At 62.9% G+C, this 21310-nt stretch carries 17 protein-coding genes; 7 read left to right on the top strand and 10 right to left on the bottom strand.

The genetic code is table 11. The features are described from left to right. Positions 1 to 21: 21 nt before the first annotated feature. On the top strand, positions 22 to 2385 hold the full coding sequence (locus ACTHXA_RS10050) for a metallophosphoesterase (protein WP_441671932.1): 2364 nt from the start codon (positions 22 to 24) through the stop codon (positions 2383 to 2385). 226 nt (positions 2386 to 2611) lie between these two features. Here ACTHXA_RS10050 and ACTHXA_RS10045 read toward each other — a convergent pair whose 3' ends face one another. The 3 genes from ACTHXA_RS10045 to ACTHXA_RS10035 form a co-directional block, all read right to left on the bottom strand. Then, positions 2612 to 3397 carry a GNAT family N-acetyltransferase gene (locus ACTHXA_RS10045; RefSeq protein ID WP_441671930.1) on the bottom strand — a complete coding sequence of 262 codons (786 nt, stop codon included), beginning with the start codon at positions 3395 to 3397 and terminating at the stop codon, positions 2612 to 2614. Between the two features lie 35 nt (positions 3398 to 3432). Further along, complete coding sequence (gene purE, locus ACTHXA_RS10040) at positions 3433 to 3918, bottom strand: 5-(carboxyamino)imidazole ribonucleotide mutase (RefSeq protein WP_441671998.1); 486 nt, start codon at positions 3916 to 3918, stop codon at positions 3433 to 3435. Between the two features lie 89 nt (positions 3919 to 4007). Next, the gene (locus ACTHXA_RS10035) at positions 4008 to 5147 is read right to left on the bottom strand and encodes a 5-(carboxyamino)imidazole ribonucleotide synthase (protein WP_441671928.1); all 1140 of its coding nucleotides are present in this window, start codon (positions 5145 to 5147) and stop codon (positions 4008 to 4010) included. 186 nt (positions 5148 to 5333) lie between these two features. Here ACTHXA_RS10035 and ACTHXA_RS10030 point away from each other — a divergent pair, with 186 nt between their 5' ends. Continuing rightward, positions 5334 to 6056 carry a GtrA family protein gene (locus tag ACTHXA_RS10030; RefSeq protein WP_441671926.1) on the top strand — a complete coding sequence of 241 codons (723 nt, stop codon included), beginning with the start codon at positions 5334 to 5336 and terminating at the stop codon, positions 6054 to 6056. A gap of 6 nt (positions 6057 to 6062) precedes the next feature. On the opposite strand, the gene ACTHXA_RS10025 is transcribed toward ACTHXA_RS10030, so the two are convergent. Next, complete coding sequence (locus tag ACTHXA_RS10025; protein ID WP_441671924.1) at positions 6063 to 6866, bottom strand: PH domain-containing protein; 804 nt, start codon at positions 6864 to 6866, stop codon at positions 6063 to 6065. Then, positions 6863 to 7699 carry a biotin--[acetyl-CoA-carboxylase] ligase gene (locus ACTHXA_RS10020; protein WP_441671922.1) on the bottom strand — a complete coding sequence of 279 codons (837 nt, stop codon included), beginning with the start codon at positions 7697 to 7699 and terminating at the stop codon, positions 6863 to 6865. Before ACTHXA_RS10020 ends, ACTHXA_RS10025 begins: the two co-directional genes overlap by 4 nt. Positions 7700 to 7873: 174 nt before the next feature. Between ACTHXA_RS10020 and ACTHXA_RS10015 the strand changes: the two genes are divergently transcribed. Together ACTHXA_RS10015 and ACTHXA_RS10010 are read left to right on the top strand one after the other, a co-directional pair. Next, the gene (locus ACTHXA_RS10015; RefSeq protein WP_441671920.1) at positions 7874 to 9478 is read left to right on the top strand and encodes an acyl-CoA carboxylase subunit beta; all 1605 of its coding nucleotides are present in this window, start codon (positions 7874 to 7876) and stop codon (positions 9476 to 9478) included. Beyond that, positions 9478 to 9756 carry an acyl-CoA carboxylase subunit epsilon gene (locus tag ACTHXA_RS10010; RefSeq protein WP_441671918.1) on the top strand — a complete coding sequence of 93 codons (279 nt, stop codon included), beginning with the start codon at positions 9478 to 9480 and terminating at the stop codon, positions 9754 to 9756. The genes ACTHXA_RS10015 and ACTHXA_RS10010 overlap by 1 nt, the downstream gene beginning before the upstream one ends. A 312-nt stretch (positions 9757 to 10068) precedes the next feature. Here the strand turns inward: ACTHXA_RS10010 and ACTHXA_RS10005 are convergent, their stop codons facing one another. Beyond that, positions 10069 to 11343, bottom strand: a complete 1275-nt coding sequence (locus ACTHXA_RS10005) for a class I SAM-dependent RNA methyltransferase (protein WP_441671916.1) — start codon at positions 11341 to 11343, stop codon at positions 10069 to 10071. Between the two features lie 310 nt (positions 11344 to 11653). Here ACTHXA_RS10005 and ACTHXA_RS10000 point away from each other — a divergent pair, with 310 nt between their 5' ends. Continuing rightward, entirely contained in the window at positions 11654 to 12706 is a 1053-nt protein-coding gene (locus ACTHXA_RS10000) for a hypothetical protein (protein WP_441671914.1), read from the top strand. An 18-nt stretch (positions 12707 to 12724) separates the two neighbouring features. Here ACTHXA_RS10000 and ACTHXA_RS09995 read toward each other — a convergent pair whose 3' ends face one another. Continuing rightward, a complete protein-coding gene (locus ACTHXA_RS09995; protein WP_441671912.1) occupies positions 12725 to 13441 on the bottom strand; it encodes a hypothetical protein in 717 nt (238 codons plus the stop codon). 125 nt (positions 13442 to 13566) lie between these two features. Here ACTHXA_RS09995 and ACTHXA_RS09990 point away from each other — a divergent pair, with 125 nt between their 5' ends. Continuing rightward, on the top strand, positions 13567 to 14238 hold the full coding sequence (locus tag ACTHXA_RS09990; protein WP_441671910.1) for a Maf family protein: 672 nt from the start codon (positions 13567 to 13569) through the stop codon (positions 14236 to 14238). Between the two features lie 423 nt (positions 14239 to 14661). Here the strand turns inward: ACTHXA_RS09990 and ACTHXA_RS09985 are convergent, their stop codons facing one another. The 3 genes from ACTHXA_RS09985 to ACTHXA_RS09975 are packed head-to-tail and all read right to left on the bottom strand — an operon-like array spanning position 14662 to position 19030. Further along, positions 14662 to 15147 (bottom strand): hypothetical protein, encoded by a 486-nt coding sequence (locus tag ACTHXA_RS09985; protein WP_441671908.1) that lies wholly within the window; start codon positions 15145 to 15147, stop codon positions 14662 to 14664. Beyond that, positions 15144 to 17300 (bottom strand): ABC transporter ATP-binding protein, encoded by a 2157-nt coding sequence (locus ACTHXA_RS09980; RefSeq protein ID WP_441671906.1) that lies wholly within the window; start codon positions 17298 to 17300, stop codon positions 15144 to 15146. The genes ACTHXA_RS09985 and ACTHXA_RS09980 overlap by 4 nt, the downstream gene beginning before the upstream one ends. Then, positions 17297 to 19030 carry an ABC transporter ATP-binding protein gene (locus ACTHXA_RS09975; protein ID WP_441671904.1) on the bottom strand — a complete coding sequence of 578 codons (1734 nt, stop codon included), beginning with the start codon at positions 19028 to 19030 and terminating at the stop codon, positions 17297 to 17299. The genes ACTHXA_RS09980 and ACTHXA_RS09975 overlap by 4 nt, the downstream gene beginning before the upstream one ends. Before the next feature lie 249 nt (positions 19031 to 19279). On the opposite strand from ACTHXA_RS09975, the gene ACTHXA_RS09970 reads away from it, so the two are divergent. Next, a complete protein-coding gene (locus tag ACTHXA_RS09970) occupies positions 19280 to 21064 on the top strand; it encodes an acetyl/propionyl/methylcrotonyl-CoA carboxylase subunit alpha (RefSeq protein ID WP_441671902.1) in 1785 nt (594 codons plus the stop codon). Positions 21065 to 21310 lie beyond the last annotated feature (246 nt).

Genomic DNA, 21310 nt, shown 5'->3' with positions numbered 1-21310 from the left:
GCTGTCGAAGGGAAGCTTCCGTTGTCTACCACTCCCAAATCTCGGCCCGCACGTAAGGCTGCTGTGCTCGGGCTCCTCGGCGCCGTCGTTACGACGACCGCCCTGTTTATCCCGAACTCCGCCGCTCTCGCCGACGACCCCGTCATCCCCGCAGACCCCTCGATGTCCGAGCTCGGCTCGCGCTTCACGCTCGGTGTCATTCCGGACACGCAGTTCTATTCGCGCTATGCGACCGAGGAGACCGGTAACCAGTACATGGCGACGTACGGTTCTGAACCCTACGCCTCGCAAACGCAGTGGCTGGCCGACAACTCCGACGAGTACGGCATCGAAATGAGCATGCACCTCGGGGACATCGTCGACCAGTACAACCGGCCCGAACAGTGGGCCGTCGCTGACTCCGCGATGAGCACTCTCGAGGAAGCAAACCACCCCTACTCGATTCTTGCGGGGAACCACGATGTCGGTGCTGGCGCATCCGACACCGACCCGGTTGCGTATGGCACCTACCTCGAGCACTTCTCGGCAGAGCGTGCCGCACTCAACTCCACCTTCGGCGGCCGTGACGAAACCGGTGCGCACGAGTATCACATCTTCAATGTCGACGGCCAGGACTTCCTCGTTTTGAGCCTGTCATGGCAGGCAACGGATGCATCCCTCGCCTGGGCATCAGACGTCCTCGACGCCCACCCGACGACACCTACGATCGTGAACTCGCACCAGCTCATCAATGTGGATGCGGATGGTTCCACGCCGATTTCCACCGAGTTCGGCGAGCGCGTGTGGGAGCAGGTCATTTCGAACCATGACCAGGTCTTCCTCACCTTCAACGGCCACCACCACGGTGCGACGCAGTGGCAGCGCACCAACGACTTCGGCAACCCGGTCCACCAAGTGCTGATGGACTACCAAATGGCGTACATGGGCGGCAATGGCTACATGGGACTGCTCGAGATCGACCTCACGCACAACAAGATCCACCAGACCTCGTTCTCGCCGTGGGTGCTTGAAAAGCCCGCGAACACGCTCGTGCCCGACGATCAGGCTCTGCTGACCGGCGCGGGCCAGTCATTCACGATCGACTTCGATTTCGAGACGCGATTCCCCGAGCTCATCGTCGGTGAAGCCAACGACACCTCGGCCACCGCGGCACTGCGTGACTACCTCGTCGACAACTTCGATGCCCCAGAACGTCCGGAACCGGCACTCCCGGCCAACGACAATGACTACCCGACCGTTGAAAACACGGTCGCACACTGGAAGATCCCGACCGACAACACCGACGGCGAAATCGCTCCGGTTGGTTCGGTCATCCGGGATATCGCTGCCGGCAATGACTTCACTCGCGCACCGCTCAACGAAGGCGCAGTCAATGGCGCACAAGAGTCTGACGTCACGTGGTCGACCGATCACCACCCGCTCTCGGCAAACGCTGCCTCCGTATGTTTCGACAACGCTAGCCGCGTAAACAATGTCGCGAACTACTTCCTCACCGACACGGATGCGCCAGTAAACTCGGAGACTTTCGCAACCGGCTTCACCCTCGAGGCATTTGTGAAGATCGACCCTGAATACTCGACAACCGACAACGCCTGGATGCAGTGGCTCACGCGAGACGGTCTGCGCGGCAACATCGAGGGCTACACGAATTCCGAAGGCGATGAGCCACCGTTTGCGTGGGCCTTCTCGAACCTCAGTGAAGTGCAGTTCTCATTCGTTGACTCGCAGAACCCACCGGTTGAGTCTTCCAACTGGTCGGGGGAGATTGTGAACCTCGGCGAATGGCTGCACCTCGCTGCTGTCAATGACCCCGCGACCGGGCAGACCACCCTTTACGTGGACGGCGTACCCGTGCTGCGCAATGCACCCGGAACACTTGGAATCGGCCACGACGCTGCTGCCCAGTGGGTCCTCGGCGCCGGCTCTTACGCGGGTGACCGCCAGTCGGGCTACCTCGGCTGCCTCGGTGAGGTTCGCATGGTGACCGAACCGCTCACTGCCGATCAGTGGCTCACGGCCCGCGCGGATGTCGAACCGACACCGACGCCGACCGACACGACCGAGCCAACCGACACGACCGAGCCGACCGGCACGACTGAGCCGACCGACAGCACCGGCCCGACCGACACCACGGTTCCGACCTCGACCGATGGCACCGATAGCGATGCTGGTGCGAACGGCAACGACGGGGCCGCGGACGCCAACGGCACAGGTGGCGACGACGCTGGTGCCGACGACAGCAACGGCAACGGCGACGCCAAGGACGATGACGGCAACCTCGCGCAAACAGGTGCGTCGCTGTCCTGGCCGATCGCAGTCGTGATTCTCGCGCTGATTGGAGCGGGCATTGCGCTCACCTACCGCAACCGCCAGCTACAGAAATAATCACGCGGTAGTGCGCTAGCACTCGCAACCAACAAGCACAGAGCAGAACGGGGTATCCGCATCAACGTGCGGATGCCCCGTACTGCTGTCATCCGGCGCTGGCTGTGTGCCGTGCCCCTGCGCGCCGTACCTCTGCGTGCCGCGCCTCAAAGCAGCAGGCCGCAATTCAGTCGCTGATGCCCTCACTGATCGCAGTCCGAACACTCCGCCATCCGCAAGCGCAGCGCTACAGCGCATCCCAGGTAATGAACACCGATTCCGCATCCACCATGGCGCCCGTCGACCGATAGGTCGCGAGCGCCGGACCGTTCTCGCCCTCGGTCCCCGTCCACATCCCGACGCATCCGCGAATTCGAGCCTCATCCCGAAGCGCGAGAACGAGCGCCTTCGCCACACCTCGCCGCCGCCATTCCTCGGCGACACCGAGCTCATAGAGAAACATCTCGGGCGCTTTGTCCGGATGCCGCATCTCCACGCCCGACACGAACCCGATCCCCTTGCCCGCGGGGTCCAGCGCAAGAAACAACACGTGACCGGGCCGTGCAAGAAAATCTGCGGCGCTCGCTTCCAAGACGGGTTCATCGAACAACGCCGAATTCTCCACGAGCTCGGCGGGAGACTCGGCGACCACGATTCGGATGTCGTGGACCGCATCCCTAGCTGGCCGTTGCTTCTTCGGCATCTTCTCGACCACGAGCTCGTAGGAATTGAGCACGAGATCGCGCAGCAGGTCCTCGGTGATGGATGAACCGCCACCGATCGAGATCCAGTGGCGCTTGTTGAGGTGATAACCGGGGATGATCGAGTCGTGCTCCTGACGAAGCGCCGTCCCGTACTCGGGTTCGCATTTGAGCGAGATCACGGGCCCGATGTCGATCTCGGAGGTGAGCATGAACACTTTGTCCACCACTTTGAAGACCTCATAGTCCGGACCAAAAGGATTCGATTGCGTCACCTCAGGCAGCTCGAGCGCAAGCCGCATCGCGAACTGCTGAATTTCTTGGCCGTCCATCGTGGGTGCCTCGTTCTCGCTCGCAGCTCGGCGGGTTATTCCCCGAGTGAGTTCCGCACTGTCTCCTGCAGTGCCGCGTTCTTCTCCGCCACCATCGCGGTGAGTCCGTCCGCGTAGTCCTCGAGGCGTGCCGCGATGGTCGCATCCGTCGAACCGAGGATTCTGGCCGCGAGAATGCCCGCGTTCTTCGCCCCGCCGATCGACACGGTCGCGACCGGAATTCCGCCCGGCATCTGCACGATCGACAGCAGCGAGTCCATCCCGTCGAGATACTTCAGCGGCACCGGCACCCCGATCACCGGCAGGGTGGTCATGGATGCGACCATGCCCGGCAGGTGCGCAGCCCCACCCGCGCCCGCGATGATCACTTCGAGACCGCGCTCACGCGCCGAACGCGCGTAGTCGACCATTTTCTCGGGAGTGCGGTGCGCCGAGACAACTTCGACCTCGATCTCCACACCGAATTCCCGGAGAGCCGCCGCGGCGTCGCCCATGACCGGCCAGTCCGAGTCGGATCCCATAATGATGCCCACGCGGGCGGATGCGTTACTCACCGTTTGCTCCTATTTTGCTGCCTGAGTAGTCGAATCGGTTCTATGTCGAATCGGATCTATTCCGTGCTGTCTTCGAAGTAACTTGCCGCCATGCGCGCGCGATAGGTCACTTCATCCAGGTCTTCACCGCTGACCGTGATGTGTCCGACCTTACGTCCGGGTCGTGCGGATTTTCCGTAGGTGTGCAGCTTGGCGTCGGGCACGCGTGCCATGACTGCCGCGAAGCGATCCGTGATTGCTTCTTCTTGCGGCCCGCCGAGGATGTTCACCATGACCGAGTGTCGGTCGATTGGTGAGGCGTCGCCGAGCGGAAGATCCAATACCGCGCGCAGGTGCTGTTCAAACTGGCTGGTGCGCGAACCGTCGATGGTCCAGTGACCCGAATTATGCGGTCGCATCGCCAATTCGTTCACGAGTACTCGCTGATCTGTGGTTTCAAAGAGTTCAACGGCGAGCACCCCGGTCACGCCGAGTTCCTCCGCAATCGTTTCGGCAATGCTCGTGGTGACTTCCGCGAGGCGGTCATTGCCGCTGTTCACACCCGGCGCCGGCGCGAAGACTTCGTGGCAGACCCCATCCCGCTGCACGCTCTCGACAACCGGCCACGCGACTATTTCGCCGTTCGGTCGGCGAGCCACAACTTGCGCGAGTTCGCGTCGAAAGTCCACGAGTTCCTCCACGAGCAAGGCCTCGAAATTCTCGAACCAGTCCCCCGCATCCGTCCCGGCACGCACGATCCGCACGCCGTGACCGTCGTAGCCACCGCGCGGCGTCTTGAGCACCGCAGCTCCGCCGTGCTCGGAAATGAACTGCTGAAGTTCCTCGGGGTTGGATACTGCTGCCCAATCCGGTACCGGCGCGCCGAGCTCGCTGAGTCGCTGCCGCATGCGCAGCTTGTCCTGCGCAAACTCGAGCGCATCCGGTCCAGGCTGGACCGAGATTTCCGCATCCAGGAGCGCACGCAGCACTGCTTGCGGGACGTGCTCGTGATCAAAAGTGACGACGTCCACGTCCTTCGCGAAGGCCATCACGGTGTCGAGGTCGCGGTAGTCGCCGACCTGCGTGGCCGCGAGCCGGGCCGAGGATCCCTCCGCTTCTGCGAGCACGCGGATCTCCACTCCGAGTTCCACCGCCGCGGGAATCATCATCCGCGCGAGCTGTCCCCCACCTATTACCCCTACGATCGGCACACCCATGCGCACTCGCCTTCCTTCGTCCAGCACTACCGTTGATCCGCGTCCGCAAGCGCCAAAATCGCCCGCGCCTCTCGCGTAAAACTACGCGAGCATCCTCGCTATTGTCGCATCCGGGTTACTTTATTCGGCTGCTCGTGTAACAATCGTCGGGCGTCTAGGCGACGTGACTACTTTCGAGAGAGCGCATTGACGAACAACATTGAGCACAGTAAGTGGCAGGATTCGCCCCACCCCCGCTCGGGTGCGCTGGCGGTAATTGCCGCTTCGCACTCCGAGTCTGAGTCACGTACCGGCACGCGCCCGCGACGCGGTTCGTGGCCGTGGATCAAAAACTTCGTCGCTCAACTCATGAAGTTCGGGCTTGTCGGCGGCCTCGGCGTCGTCGTTGACCTCGGTATTTATACGCTGCTTCGCACCTCGGTATTGTCGCCAGACGTGCATGAAGCTGGCCCGATTGTCGCGAAAATCATTGCGACACTCGTCGCCATCGCCTGGACTTGGATCGGTAATCGGTTCTGGACGTTCCGGCACGACCGCGCGACCGGCCAACACGCCACTCGTGAAGGACTCGAGTTTCTGGGCGTCAGCCTCGCGGGGATGCTTATCGGTCTTTTGCCGTTGTGGCTCGCGCACTATGTCTTCGGCTGGAACTCGCTCGTCGTTGAGAACGTCGCGAACCTTGTCGGCATTGGTCTCGGTTCCATCTTCCGCTTCGCGCTCTATCGCTGGTGGGTGTACTCACCGCGCCGTCTGCACTTGCAGGAGGCTCGTGCGGCAGCGGATGCTCAGGGCAGCTCGGCCGCGCAGCCCGTCGGTGAGCGCGCTGCCGCAGCTCGCACGGGCGCGTCCGGCACGCCCGCGCCCGCAATGCAGGCCGTCGGGGTCTCGCAGCGGCGCGACCGTTACTAACGAGCGCTACTCCGCTTCACCAGCACGATTAACGTTGCCGGTGAGTTCCCGCAACGCTTGCGCCACGGTCACCGAGTTCGGTACGTCGCGCATCTCAAACACGCGCCCATTCACCGCCGTCAACTCGATATTGCCCGAGCCGAACAGCGCTTGCCACCAGTTGCGCCGCATCACGACTTTCGTTACCTGATGATGTGCAATTTCGCGCTTCGCCGCTTTGAACAGGCCACGGCGCGACACGGTGCGCACCGTCGTGACCTGATAGCGATGACGCAGCCAGGCGATGATTGGCGCGACGCCAAAAACGAGCGCCACCGCACCCGCAATAATCGCCCACGTCGTCCAGTCACCCGGTTCACGCAGTCCGCGGAAGCTGTAGCCGATGACGGCGCCCGCCGCGATCAGGATGAGCGAGGGAATAATCGTGCGTCGGGCATGCTGGCGGATCGCGGCGATCCGAAATTCGGGCCGGGCAGGATGCGTCGGTAGCTCGGGTGCGGCAGGCTGCGGTTGTTGCTGGTCCGAGATCGGTGGCTGGCCCGGCATCGGTGGCTGGCTCGGGTCAAGGTGCTGGCCCGGAGCCTGCCCGGGAAACTGTCCCGGAGCCGATTGCCCGTCCTGCATCCACTGCCCCGGACCCTGCTGCGGGTTCGACACTCCTGCCGGCCCACCACCTGCGGGCCCGGGCGCCTGCAGGTGCGGCAGGTGATGCGGCGGCTGATTCAGCGGCCGGTCCATCCACGTCTCGCCGGCCCCGCGGGGTCGCTGCGGCATGGGCTGCCCGAATCCGGGTGGTGGAAATTGCGTCACTCACCCTCCTGCGAGTTGTCGGCCGGGCGGACGTGCTCTACATCGCCCGCGTTTACGGAATGAGCTTGACCGAGATCGTCGCGAACCTCAAGTGTTCCGTCCGCACCGATACCAATCGCAATACCAACGAGATCAGCGTCATCCGGCAACGTCACGCGCACCCGCGCGCCAATCGTATTGCAATGCAACACGAGATCATCACGCAGCCCGGATGCATCCGCATTCCCCTGCGTCCTCGACAGCTCGGTCACCCGCGCCGCGAGCGCCCGCACAAATGCTTCGGCAAGACTCTGCGGAGACACCGAGACACCCACCTCATCGAGGGCAATGGCGTTCGGGAACGGCAAACCACCTTGGGGGGTCGCAAGGTTTACGCCAACGCCAACCACACAGGCAAATCGCGCACCGCCGTCGACCACCCCGAGCAGCTCACCAAGAATCCCCGAGACCTTTCGGCCGTCGATCTGGACATCATTCGGCCATTTAATGCCCACGCGCGAGGCCACTTCCGGCGCGAGCCCGACCAGCGCATCCCGCAGTGCCACACCGGCGGCCAAGGTAACCCAACCGATCGACTGGCGCGCCGCATCCGCCGGGAACTCGACATAGGTCGAAATCGCCACCGAGGTGCCCGCGGGAGCGAGCCACTCGCGCTCGAAGCGGCCGCGACCGCTGGTCTGCGAACCCGTGGCGATGGACGCGAAGGGAGCGAAGTCTTCATCCTCGTCGGTGAATCGGCGGCGCATGAGGTCGTTCGTGGAGTCCACCTCATCGTGCCATTCGATTGTCGCGACGGACTGGCCCTCGAGTGGCACGTCGATGAGTTCTGGCATTCGTAATCTCCGGATTCCTTCGCCGACTCAGCGGGCGATAGTGGGTTCAACGGTATCGGGTCGCGGCTTGAAGGATGCGTGGGATCCGAGATTGGAGGTTCCCACAGTCTTTCGCGTGGATCATTCGCGGTTCCATCCACATCAGAAGCCACTCGCGCGTATAAGGTGGGGAGGATGAATGACAACGCTGCTGCGAGCGACCAGCCAGATCTGACGACTGCTGGCCGTATCCAAGATCTCAAGCGCCGCTACGCCGAGGCCGTCACTGACGCTGAAGAACGCGCTGCCACCAAGCAACACGCGAAGGGCAAGAATACCGCCCGCGAGCGCATTAAGGCATTGCTCGACCCCGGCTCGTTCGTGGAGATGGACGAGTATGTCCGCCATCGCACGACCGCGTTTGGGATGGACAAGAATCGGCCCTACGGCGACTCGGTTGTGATCGGCACCGGCACGATCCACGGCCGCAATGTTGCGGTGTACTCGCAGAACTTCACGGTCTTTGGTGGTTCGCTCGGCGAAGTCGCCGGTGAAAAAATCATCAAGATCATGGAGTACGCGCTCAAGGCTGGCGTGCCGATCTTTGGCATTCTCGACTCGGGCGGGGCGCGCATCCAGGAGGGTGTGATTGCGCTCGGGAAGTACGGTGAAATCTTCAAGCTCAACACGATGGCTTCAGGCGTCATCCCACAGATCTCCATCGTGATGGGTCCCGCCGCCGGCGGTGCGGTGTATTCGCCCGCGCTCACCGACGTGGTAATCATGGTCGATAAGAAGAGCCACATGTTCGTCACCGGGCCGGACGTCATCAAGACCGTGACCGGTGAAGACGTGGAGATGGAGGACCTCGGCGGCGCGCTTTCGCACAGCCGCACCACGGGTGTCTCGCACTATCTCGCGGCTGATGAAGAGGATGCGCTCGACTTCGCGCGTAACCTCATCAGCTACCTCCCCGACAACAACCTCGCGGAGCTTCCCCGTTATGACTCCACGCCGGAACTTGAGATCACCGACCGGGACCGCGTGCTCAACGAGATCATCCCCGACTCGCCTTCGCAGCCCTACGACGTGCTGAAAGTCATCGAGACGATCGTTGACGATGGTGAATTTCTCGAATTGCAGGAGCTCTTTGCGCCGAATATCGTGGTCGGTTTCGCGCGCATCGACGGCTCACCGATCGGCATTATCGCGAACCAGCCAAACCAAATGGCTGGCACGCTGAATATTGATGCGGGTGAGAAAGCCGCTCGGTTCGTGCGGATGTGCGACTCGTTTTCGATTCCAATTCTGACGCTGGTGGATGTGCCGGGCTACCTCCCCGGGACCGACCAGGAGTGGTCCGGAGTCATCCGTCGCGGTGCGAAGCTGCTGTACGCATACGCTGAGGCGACTGTGCCGCTGGTGACCGTGATCCTGCGCAAGGCCTATGGTGGTGCGTACATCGTCATGGGTTCGAAGCAGCTCGGTGCCGACTTCAACGTGGCCTGGCCGACCGCCGAGATTGCCGTGATGGGTGGATCGGGTGCCGTGAACATCCTGTACCGTCGCGATATCGCTGCCGCCGTCGAGAACGGTGAGGATTCCGCTGCCCTCGGCAAGAAGCTCGCCGACGAGTACACCTACAGCGTTGCCTCGCCGTACCTTGCGGCAGAGCGCGGTGAGCTCGACTCGATCATAGAGCCCGCCTCGACCCGCCTGACCGTGACGAAGGCGCTGCGGTCGCTGGCGTCGAAGCGCGCATCCATTCCACCCAAGAAGCACGGGAACATTCCGCTCTAATGGCTGAGCAATACGGGGCCAAATCACCCAAGGTCAATATCCCCGACCTCGATATCACCGACTCCCTCGAGCCGGGCAATGCGGCGCTGGTTCGCGGCAACCCAACCGAGGAGGAGCTCGGCGCGGTTGCCGCGACACTCGCGGTGCTCTTCGAAGGTGGCGTCGCCGCCGACCGTCCCCGCGACATTCCGGAGCGTTTGTCGCCCTGGACGCGCTCGCAGCGCTACCTGCAGGGCGGGATGCGCGCCGGCGACCCACTCTTTGGTCGGTATCGGTAGTCTCCGCGGAGACACCCCTCGGCCAAGTCTTTACCTGCGCCTGCCCCTGCCAAGTACCACTCCCCGCCCCGCAAAGTACCCACTCCGCTTCCCCGCAAAGTGGTCAATACTTGTTGGAATTCGCACGAATGACCCCAACCAGTGACCACTCTGCAAAGCGTTAGATATCTCCTCCTTACAGAGTGGTCAATACTTGGGGTTATCCGAAGCAATAACACCAACGAGTGACCACTCTGCAGAGGCGGAGGCGGGCGGCGAGGCGCTGCGACGGCGGCCAGGCGCTGCGACGGCGGCCAGGCGCTGCGACGGCGGCTACGCGCTCAAGAAGGTTGCGACGGCTTCGACGTGGTGCGTGTTAGGGAAGAGATCGAAGGCGCGAAGTCGCGTGAGTTCGTAGCCGCGTTCACGCAGCAGCGCGGTATCACGGCCAAGTGCCACCGGATCGCAGGCCACGTAGACGATCTGCTGCGGCGCAAGTTGAGTGAGCGGCTCGATCACATCCAGTTTGGCACCGGCACGCGGCGGGTCGAGCACGACGGTGCCAGCCCGCGCAGCCGAAAGCGCATCCGCGCTTCCCGCAAGAACATCCTGCAGATAGCGATCAACGCGTCCGGTCTTCGCCGTTGCCCCGGACCATTCCGAAAGGTTTTCGGTTGCAAGTTCGGTCACGGCCGCGGCCGCTTCCACGGTCTCGAGTCGCGCATCCTTACCGGCCAGTTCGGCAACTGCAGCACCGAGCAGCCCCACCCCACCAAACAGATCGAAGTGCTGCGCCGATACGTCAAAGCGATCGCGATCGATCGCATCCTTCACCGCGGAGTAAAGCGTCTCGGCCGCGAGCCGGTGTACCTGCCAGAACCCATCTTCGGAAACGACGAACTCTCGTTTACCCACCCGCTCGCGCAGCAATTCGGGCTTGCGAGTAGAGGCACCCTTCACCCGCGGGCGCATCCGCACCTCAAAATCGGCCGGGGCAACAAAATCGATGCGCCCGGGGCCCATGTATCCTTTCGCGATGATCTGCAGCGCCAGCTCTTCGATGTCGGGAAAGACAAGCGGCAGGCTATGCACGTCAACCACCTGGTGGGAACGCGCCGCGAAGGGCCCCACCCGTCCGGCTTCATCGACGTGCAGCGTCGCGCGGGTGCGCCAGCCGGTGCCCCGCGTTTCGTCGTCCCCGGAAAGGCCGTTGACCTCGACGGGGAGATCGACGCCGCCAAAACGCGAAAGCGCATCCTGCAATACGCGTCGTTTGAGCTCGCGGCCGAATGCCGGCAACATGTGGCCAAATTCTGCGCCACCTGGACGTAGTTCCGGCGCACGATCAACCGCCGCCTCAGCCCATACGTGTGTTTGTCGCTGTGAGGCAGCGTCGAGGACTTCGAGAGTTTCTGCGCGAGCAAAGCGCTTTTTCACTTCCGTGACGCGCGCACGCACCCGCTCGCCCGGAAGGGTATCCGACACGAACACCACCCGCCCGGAATCGTGGCGGGCAACGAAAATGCCGCCGTGGGCGACTTCACCGACGACGAGTTCAACAACGTCGCCTTCGGCGAGTTCTGGGCTGGATGCGATTGGTTCAGTCACGTGCTCAAGCCTACGTTGGTCGCGTCCGGAAGCGCGCAGGCTGATGGTAAGTCGGCGGCGCAGGCTGCAGGTAGGTCGGCGACACTGCTGCGGACGGGTCGGCGGCGCAGGCTGCTGGCAGGTGCGCGAGGTGCCAATCGGCGGTGCCAACCGCAGGCGCCATACAGAATGCCAACCCCGGATGCACCGCCACGTGGGAAAGTTCCCAACCGCGAGCATCCACACAATCTTTTGTGCGCCCGGTCAGCAGCGTCTTTTACGGTCGAACAAATCCTCCGCCAAGCACATCGACCGCAACATTGGAGCAATCGTGAATGCTAACCGGAAATCCATCACACTCGCCGCAGCAGCCCTGACCGGCCTCGTGCTCGCAGGGTGCTCAACTTCGACCGGCACCGACGAATTCGGTGCGGTCGAAGACACCGGCAGCCCGGCCGAATCGCAAGCAGGCGGCTCCGCATCCGACACATCCGAAACCGATCAACAGACTGCCGACGAAGGTACGGGAGACGAAGCCGCGTCCAACGGCGAACTCAACTGTGCCTCCATCCTGCCCAACGACGAGCTGCTCGCCATGGCCGGCCCCGACCTCGGCCTCACCGAACAGGTTGCCGTCACCGATCGCGCATATGAAATCTCCCTCCCTGACACCAGCGTGACGATCACCGCCGATCGCGGCCTTTCCTGCGAAATCTTAGACTCGGCCTCCGACACGATTACGACCTTCGAGTACGTCGAGTTCTCGCCGGAAGATGGCGAGTCAATCGATAACGTCGGCCAGACCCTGTCTGAGCCCACCACGACCGAGGCCGGTGCCGAACTTTTCCACCGGGAATTTGAGGCTCCGGATGCGTCAAGCCAGTCGCTCATTAAGGGCGACGGCTGGCTACTGATTATCACCGGCGACCTCAGCGCAGACGACGCAACACTGCAGGATTTTAATGCGCAGTTGCGTGAAGAGGATGCGAATGACCACGTCGCCAACACCACCGCATCCTGCTCAATGTTCTTCGAACCGCTCGAAAGCGGGCAGGAACCCGCATTCGGCGTCGAGCGAAGCGGTTTCGACGGCCTCTACCAGCTTGATCAGCCGCTCGCGACCGGCGCTGCCGAGGGCGACTACACCCATGCCTGCGACGGTATCGAGTGGCAGCCAGGAGAACCTACTGAAGATGCCGTCCCCGACGGCGAACCGATCGCATCCAATGAGCGCTGCGAGGTCTACGAGGTCGCCTCACAGGGCAGTGATGCCGAATCTGAATATGTTTCGGTCTGCGACACCGGCACCGCAACGATCAGCGGCGTCGTGTCATCCGAGGTCGCGTCGCAGGTTTTGCCGCCGGAGTTCCGCGGCATTGCGTAGCTGATCCGCGCAACCTGGCTAACGCCCCGTGGGCTGCGCCGCGTCCCAAAGTTCTTGGACACGCATCGCAGCCCGCGGCAGTTTCAGCGTGATCCGACCCGACCCGGTCAATTCGGTTGCCAGGAGATCCCACGAAGAGATCGACACACCCTCAGGCACCACTTCGATCTCATCCTCGAGCCCGGCTTCGGCCAAGGCCCAGGCGAGCCGCGACGCGACCACCTTCCCTCGACTATTCTGCAGATCATTCTGCGACACCGACGTGTCGAGGTTGAATTCTCGAATCTCACCCAGGTGATTCACCAATCGAACGCGCGACGCGACGCGCCGTTGCCCATACTGACGCCCCGTGGGGAGCGAGTCACCGCGATTCCACGGCAGCAGCTTCCGGAACACGAGCAACCCGGCGGCAACAATGAGAAAAACCCCGACGAGGATCATGATGTACGGGGTCGGTGGCTCGGGAGTGCCGCGCTGCAGCGCTTCAATACCGAACCAAATAGTGCCAACGGCGAGCCACGCGACCCCAATCGGCATGAGCACGAGGTTGATTCGAGTCACCCAGCGGCCGAAGCGTTCGGGCGTATAGGCAGACAGCACAAACAGCCACCCGCACAGAAAAAGCATCCCGAAGGCCGGGAAAAGCACCATTTGGGCGATCGTCAACTCACCGTAGTCGTCGAATATCCCAACCACGAGCGCCACCAATATCAAGGGCGTCGTGATCAACGCCACGACCCCGCGGCAACTACGGGGGTTAAACACCAGCGCCCTCAGACACGAGCGCGAGCGCGTACAGAAAAATCGGCATGCCCACAATCGTAAGTGTCGCTCAGCGCAGGCCGAATATGCTGGTCCCCATGCGTTTGATTCTCGCCTCGACCTCGCCCGCCCGCCTCGAAGTGCTGCGGAACGCCGGTATCGAACCGGTCGTTCGACCTTCAGCGGTCGATGAGGATGCGGTGCTCGCCTCGAATGGTCCGCTCACGCCCGCCGAGACGGTCCTGACGCTTGCGCGCGCGAAGGCACTCGCCGTGGCCGACGGCGAAGAGCGGGATGCGCACGACGGTCTCGTACTCGGCGGCGACTCGATGTTCGAGGTGGATGGCAAAATCTACGGCAAACCCGGATCCGCCGAAGTTGCCCGGGAACGCTGGGAAATGCAGCGCGGCCGCACCGGGACGCTCTGGTCGGGGCACTGGCTCGTTGACCGCACGGCAGGGTCGACTGGTGCCACCGCAAATGGCACGCCCGGCGCAGTCAGCGAAGGCGTCGGCGCCGTCAAGTCCGCAGAAGTGACCTTCGTTGGTGACCTCAGCGACGAAGAGATTGAGGCGTATATTGCCTCGCAAGAACCCCTGTGGGTGGCCGGTGCCTTCACCATCGACTCTCTCGGTGGCGCCTTCATCGAGCGAATCTCGGGCGACCCTTCGACCGTGATCGGCATTTCCTTGCCGGTGGTCCGAAACCTCACCAAACAGCTCGGCTACGAGTGGCCGAGCCTGTGGAACCGGCCGGGCGCCGCATCCTGAGATGCCGGTGGCGCTCTGCGGCGCAACCGCACCGTCGGTGTAGTGGCGTGGTTTGGCGGCGCACGCAAGGCACGACCTACGTAAGCATGGTTGGTAGCGCTGATCATGGTTGAAGTACGAACCATGATGAGCGCTAGGTGCCCGGGTAAGAGCCGAGCTCCGCGTGACGGCGGCGCAACCGCACCGTCGGTGTCGTGGCGTGGTTTGGCGGCGCACGCAAGGCACGGCCTACGTAAGCATGGTTGGTAGCGCTGATCATGGTTGAAGTACGGACCATGATGAGCGCTAGGTGCCCGGGTGAGAGCAGGGCTCCGCGTAACGGCGGCGTACGTCATGGCTTCCGGCGTCCCACCGGAGCTGGCGTCCCGTCAGCACCAGCGTCCCGTCAGTGCCAGGCCCCGTCAGAGCCGGCACCCAGCCGCGTCACCTCGGCTGATCACGGCTCCGCCCGCCCCGATAAGCGTCAGTGCCGGGGATGCGCCTACGAAACAGGAACAAGAGCGGTATCGCCATAATCAGGATCCCGAAAACGATGAACATGACGTTCTCGCCTGCATCCCCCTCAGCGGTGACGAGTCGCTCAACAGCCATCCAGAGAAAACCGACACCTATCAGCGCGAACCCGCCGAAGAGCATGACAAGACTCGGCAGCGTGAGCAACCGCGTGACGCGCTCAGGGAACACGGGCGTAAGCAACAGCAACCAAACCGCAGTCAGCAGCAGCGCGAGGCCGAGCATGATGACCCGCAGTTGCGGACTCGCGGGTTCCTCGGCCGAGGGTGTGCCTACGAACACGATGCTCCAACACGCGATCGCCGGCACCGGGATGGCCAGCAATGCCAGGACACCCGGCCAGCCGAGCCGACCGCGATTTGCGTCACGGCCGGCTCGGTTTCCTGTCCATCTCATTTGGAATCGGTGGTCGGAATCGGACCAGTCGTCGGTGGATTAGCGCCCGGCACAGTCGGTACCGGTCCCGTCGACGCGGCACCCGTCGATACAGATCCAGTCGCAACCGAACCCGATCCCGCTGCCACCGGAACCGAGCCCGTCAGTGCCTCTTCCTCCGCATCCAGATCAACCGCCGCACCCGAGAACTGCGACTGGTACAGGCGCCAGTACGCACCTTCCGCGGCGAGCAGCGAGTCGTGATTGCCCTTTTCGACAATGCGACCGTTTTCCATCACGAGGATGAGGTCGGCATCGCGGATCGTCGACAGACGGTGCGCGATCACGAAGCTCGTGCGGCCCTCACGCAGTGCGTTCATCGCGTGCTGGAGCAGCAGTTCGGTGCGGGTATCCACCGAGCTCGTGGCCTCATCCAGGATGAGCACGGCAGGGTCCGCGACAAAGGCGCGCGCAATCGTAATGAGCTGTTTCTCGCCCGCAGACACGTTCGACGCTTCCTCATCGAGGACGGTCTCGTAGCCATCCGGTAACGCGCGCGCGAAGCGGTCGACGAAGGTCGCTTCTGCGGCGGCGATGACCTCTGCATCCGACGCGTCCTGGCGCCCGTAGCGGATGTTCTCGAGAATCGAACCCTGGAAAAGCCACGGATCCTGCAGCACCATGCCGGTGCGAGCACGCACGTCGTGACGGCGAAGATCGCCGGTGACCTGACCATCCAGCTCGATCGAGCCGCCATTGAGTTCGTAGAACCGCATAATCAGGTTCACGAGCGTGGTCTTCCCCGCACCCGTAGGACCAACAATCGCCACGGTCTGTCCCGGCTCCACCGAGAACGTCAGATCGCGAATGAGTTCGCGCTCCGGGTCGTAAGAGAACTGCACGTCCTTGAACTCGATCCGGCCGGGACCAGGCTCTAGTGCCGGCGCGTCAGCCGCATCCGGATCTTCTTCTTCCGCATCCAGAAGCTCGAAGACGCGTTCTGCCGAAGCGGTGGCCGACTGCACGGTCGTCGCCATCCCGCCAAGCTGCGCGAGCGGCTGCGTGAACTGCTGCGAATACTGAATGAACGCCTGAATATCGCCAAGTCGCAGCTGCCCGCTCGCAACCTGCAGCCCGCCAAGCACGGCAATGCCCACGTAGGAGAGGTTGCCGGCGAACATCATCAGCGGCATCATCATGCCCGAGAGGAACTGCGCCTTGAAGGATGCTTCGAAGAGGTCTTCGTTTTCGGCGGCAAACTGCTTGCGCATGTCCTCTTCGCGACCGTATACCCGTACGAGTGCGTGACCTGCGAAGGACTCTTCAACGCGGCTATTGAGTTTGCCGGTGCTCCGCCACTGCTTCGCGAAGCTGCGCTGGGAGCGCGGCCCAATGACGGCAAAAATTCCACCGGTAATGGGGAGCACCACGAGTGCGACGAGTGCGAGCTGCCAGGAGATCGAGAACATCATCACGAGCACGCCGATCACCGTCAGGATCGAGGTGAGTGCGTAGATCAGGGATTGCTGCAGTGCGTTGGTGATGTTGTCCACGTCGTTGGTGACGCGGCTAAGGAGCTCACCGCGGCGAACCCGGTCGAAGTAGCTCAGCGGCAGGCGGTGAATCTTCTCCTCCACGCTGCGACGCAGGCCGTACATTGCCTTCACGACAACACCGTTAAGAAGGTACCCCGAAGCCCAGTCGAGGATGTTCGCCAGGGCATAGATTCCGAGCACCCAGAGCAGCGTCTGCGAGAGTCGGTAGAAATCCACTCCCTCGCCGGGAACGAAGCCGACCATGGCCTCGACCATGCTCGCGAATTCTTCCTCGCCGCTTGCACGGAGGGTGTCAGCGACTTCTTGCTGCGTGGTACCCACCGGCATCTGCGAGGAAATCACACCCTCGAAGATGATGTTCGTGGCTTCACCGAGGATCTTCGGCGCGGTCACCGTGAGAATCACCCAGAACACACCGAGGAGCGAGGCCGCCCCAAACACCCACGCCCAGGGCTTCAGCAGCCCAAGTAGTCGCTTGAAGCTCGGCCAGAAATGCTCTGCCGGGCGCGTATCGGCGCCCTCCGCGCCCATTGCGGCTGCCGCGGCGATCGCCTGCTCGTCGAATTCATCCTCAGACTCGGCGGCGTTATCGACTTGCTGATTCTTCAATTCACTCATGACTGTGCCTCCGCGGAAAGCTGTGAGGACACGATCTCTTGATAGGTCTGGTTCGTGTCCACGAGTTCGTCGTGCGTTCCGGTGCCGACGATGCGGCCGTTATCGAGCACCACAATCCGGTCGGCGTCGATGATGGTGGACACGCGCTGCGCGACCACGAGTTTCGTGACCTCGCGCAGTTCGCGCCAAAGCGCGGCACGCAGCCGCGCGTCGGTGGTGAGGTCGAGCGCTGAGAAGGAGTCGTCGAAGACGAGCAACTCGGGTTCGTGAATGATCGCTCGCGCAATCGAAAGCCGTTGCCGCTGCCCACCCGATACGTTGGTACCGCCCTGCGCGATCTTCGCATCCAGCTGTCCCGGCATTTCTCGAACGAAGTCCGCGGCCTGGGCGATCTCGAGTGCGCGCCACATTTCCGCTTCGGTAGCACCCTCGCGACCAAATTCGAGATTGGATGCGACGGTGCCGGAAAAGAGGAATGGCCGCTGTGGTACCAAGCCGATTGATCCCCACAACACGTTGGGGTCCGCATCCTGTACCGGAACCCCGCCGACCCGAACCTCGCCGGTGGTGGTGTCGAAGAGCCGCGGCACCAGATTCACCAGCGTCGATTTACCGGCGCCGGTTGATCCAATAATCGCGACGGTCTGCCCCGGTTCCGCACGAAAAGAGATGTCCTGCAGCACCGGCTGTTCGGCTCCCGGATAGGCGAAGCCGACATTGTCGAACTCCACGAGCCCCGGTGCGAGCTGGTCGCACACCACGCGGTCGGCGATCACGAGCGAGCTCTCGGTGTCGAGCACCTCGCCGATTCGCGTCGCACACACGGCCGCGCGCGGAATCATCATCGTGAGGAAGCTCACCATGATCACGCCCATCAGAATCTGCATGACGTAGGCGATATAGGCGAAGAGCGAGCCGATCTGCACCTCGCCCTGATCAACCTGGATGCCGCCGAACCAAATCACGGCAACAATCGCGATATTCATCACGATGGATGCGCCGGGGAAGACGACGACGAAGAGGTTACCGACCCTGCGGCCCGTGTCCATGATGCGTTCGTTCGCGTCTTTGAAACGCTCGCGCTCAATGTCTTCGCGCACGAAGGCCCGCACGACGCGGATACCCGAGAGCTGTTCACGCAGCACCCGGTTGATATTGTCGAGCCGCTCTTGGTAGCGACTGAACAGCGGCACCATCCGCCAGACAATAAACCCGACAAAGAGCAGCAGCAGGGGCGCGGCAACGGCGATGATCCAGCTGAGCCCGATGTCCTCGCGCAGCGCCATAAAGACGCCGCCGATCGCGAGCATCGGCGCGGAAACCATCATCGTGCAGGTCATAAAAATGAGCATCTGCACTTGTTGCACGTCGTTGGTGTTGCGGGTGATGAGCGAGCCCGCACCGAACTGGCTCACTTCGCGTTCTGAGAACGAGCCGACACGGTCGTACACATCGCGACGGATGAGCTGGCCGGCACGCATCGACGCCCGCGCACCGCACCAGATTGCGATGATGTTCGCGAGTACCTGCAGCAGCGCGACGAGGAGCATGTACGAACCGACACGCCAGATATAGCCGATATCGCCAACCGCGACACCGTTATTAATGATGTCGGCGTTGAGCGTCGGCAGATAGAGTGCCCCGAGTGCCTGGAGTAGCTGGAACACCAGGACTCCGACGACGTAAGGCCAACTCGGGCGAAGGTATTGCACGAGTAATTTCCAAAGCATGAGCGAAGTCCTTCTGAGTCTTGCTGCTCCCGGTGCCCATTTTTGAGCAACAGTCAATCTTGACAGAACTCGGACAATGGCGCATCAGCAAAATAATCTTGGACTGTATGTGAAAACCAATCGCGCCGGGAAACTCCTTGTGCCCGCCCCACAAGCGAATGCTGCTGGAGGATTCCACAGTCATATCTCCCCTAAGACTGTGGAGTTGCGCCAAGCCCATCCGCCCGATTCGCCCTAGGCTAGGGAATTATGCCTCGCATTGAAAAGCTCCTCATCGCCAACCGTGGCGAAATCGCCGTCCGCATTATCCGCGCAGCTCGCGACTCGGGAATCGCATCCGTCGCTGTGTGCGCAGACCAGGACCGTGACGCTCCCCACGTGAGGCTCGCCGATGAGGCTTACGCACTGCGCGGCACGACGAGCGCCGAAACCTATCTCGTCATTGAGAAACTGCTCTCCGTTGCGCGCCGCTCCGGGGCGAACGCGGTGCATCCCGGCTACGGCTTCCTCGCCGAAAACTCGGACTTCGCTCGCGCGGTGCACGATGCGGGGCTCATCTGGATCGGTCCGTCGCCCGAGGCTATTGACGCGCTCGGTGACAAGGTAACCGCCCGTCACGTCGCCGAACAGGTCGGCGCGCCCCTCGCCCCCGGAACCCTGGAGCCCGTATCCGGTGCCGACGAGGTGCTCGCGTTCACCGCCGAGCACGGCTTCCCGGTTGCGATCAAGGCGGCCTACGGCGGTGGCGGTCGCGGCCTCAAGGTCGTCCGCGAAGAAGGCGAAGTCGCGGATGCGTTCGAGTCGGCTACCCGAGAAGCGGTCACCGCCTTCGGTCGCGGCGAATGCTTCGTGGAGAAGTTCCTCGATCGCCCACGCCACGTTGAAACGCAGTGCCTCGCGGATGCGCATGGCAATGTCGTCGTCGTCTCCACCCGAGACTGTTCCCTGCAGCGCCGCAATCAGAAGCTCGTGGAAGAGGCGCCGGCACCGTTCCTCACGGATGCTCAGGTCGAGGAGATGTATCGCGCATCCAAAGCCATCCTGAAGCACGTTGGCTACGTCGGCGCTGGCACCTGCGAGTTTTTGATCGCTGCCGACGGCACCGTAGCCTTCCTCGAGGTGAATACGCGGCTGCAGGTCGAGCATCCGGTCTCGGAGCAGATCACCGGCATTGATCTCGTGCGCGAACAGTTCCGGATCGCAGAGGGCGCCGAACTCGGCTATGAGGACCCGGTCGCCGAGGGACATTCCTTTGAATTCCGCATCAACGGTGAGGACCCGGGCCGCGGATTCCTCCCCGCACCCGGCAAGATTACGACGTTCGAGACTCCCACCGGCCCCGGCGTACGCATCGACACCGGCGTCCGCCAGGGCGACACCGTGTCGGGCGCCTTCGACTCCATGCTCGCGAAACTCATCGTCACCGGGGCGACCCGTGAAGAAGCGCTCGAGCGTTCGCGCCGAGCACTCGAGGAATTCGAAGTTGTCGGGATGCCGACCGTGGTTCCGTTCCACCGCGATGTCGTGAATCAGCCCGCGTTCACTGCTGCGGACGGCAACTTCGGGGTCTTCACCCGCTGGATTGAAACCGACTACGAGAACACCATCGAACCCTGGACAGGCGAGGCGGAGCTGGCTGACGGACCGGCTTCGCGCCGCGAAGTGGTTGTCGAGGTGAATGACAAGCGCATCGAGGTGTCGCTCCCCGAGCAGCTCGTGATCTCTGCTGGCCTCGAGCACGGCGGCGTTGGCCGCAACATGGCTGGCCACGCACCCCGCCGCCGCACCCGCGGGGCTGTTGCCACGACATCCGGCAACAGCGTGAAGTCGCCGATGCAGGCGACCATCGTGAAGTTTGCGGTGGAAGAAGGCCAGGCCGTGGTGAAGGGCGACCTCGTGTGTGTCCTTGAAGCGATGAAGATGGAACAGCCCCTTGCCGCGCACCGCGATGGCCTGATTCGCGGTCTGACCGGCACCCCCGGCGAAACCGTCTCCGCAGGCACCCAGCTGCTCGAAATCGTCGACGCGGAGTAGGCTCGGGGCGCGACGGCGGCCTCGGGCGCCGGTGTCCACGCACCTGTCCGCCGCGTGGCGCGCATCCACCACGTCGCGCTCGTTGCCGCGCGCCGTCGGCACCCGCCACACGCTGCGTAACCCGGGCACCCAGCGCTCTTCATGGTTCGTACTTCAACCATGCTGAGCGCTACCAACCATGCTCACGATGCCCTGCAACGCATCCGATCTCGCCATGCAGCGCATCCGACATCGCCATGCAGCGGC

The sequence above is a fragment of the Gulosibacter sp. genome (assembly GCF_052090685.1).
Lineage (GTDB): Bacteria > Actinomycetota > Actinomycetes > Actinomycetales > Microbacteriaceae > Gulosibacter.
This window is presented reverse-complemented; position numbering and strand designations above follow the sequence as displayed.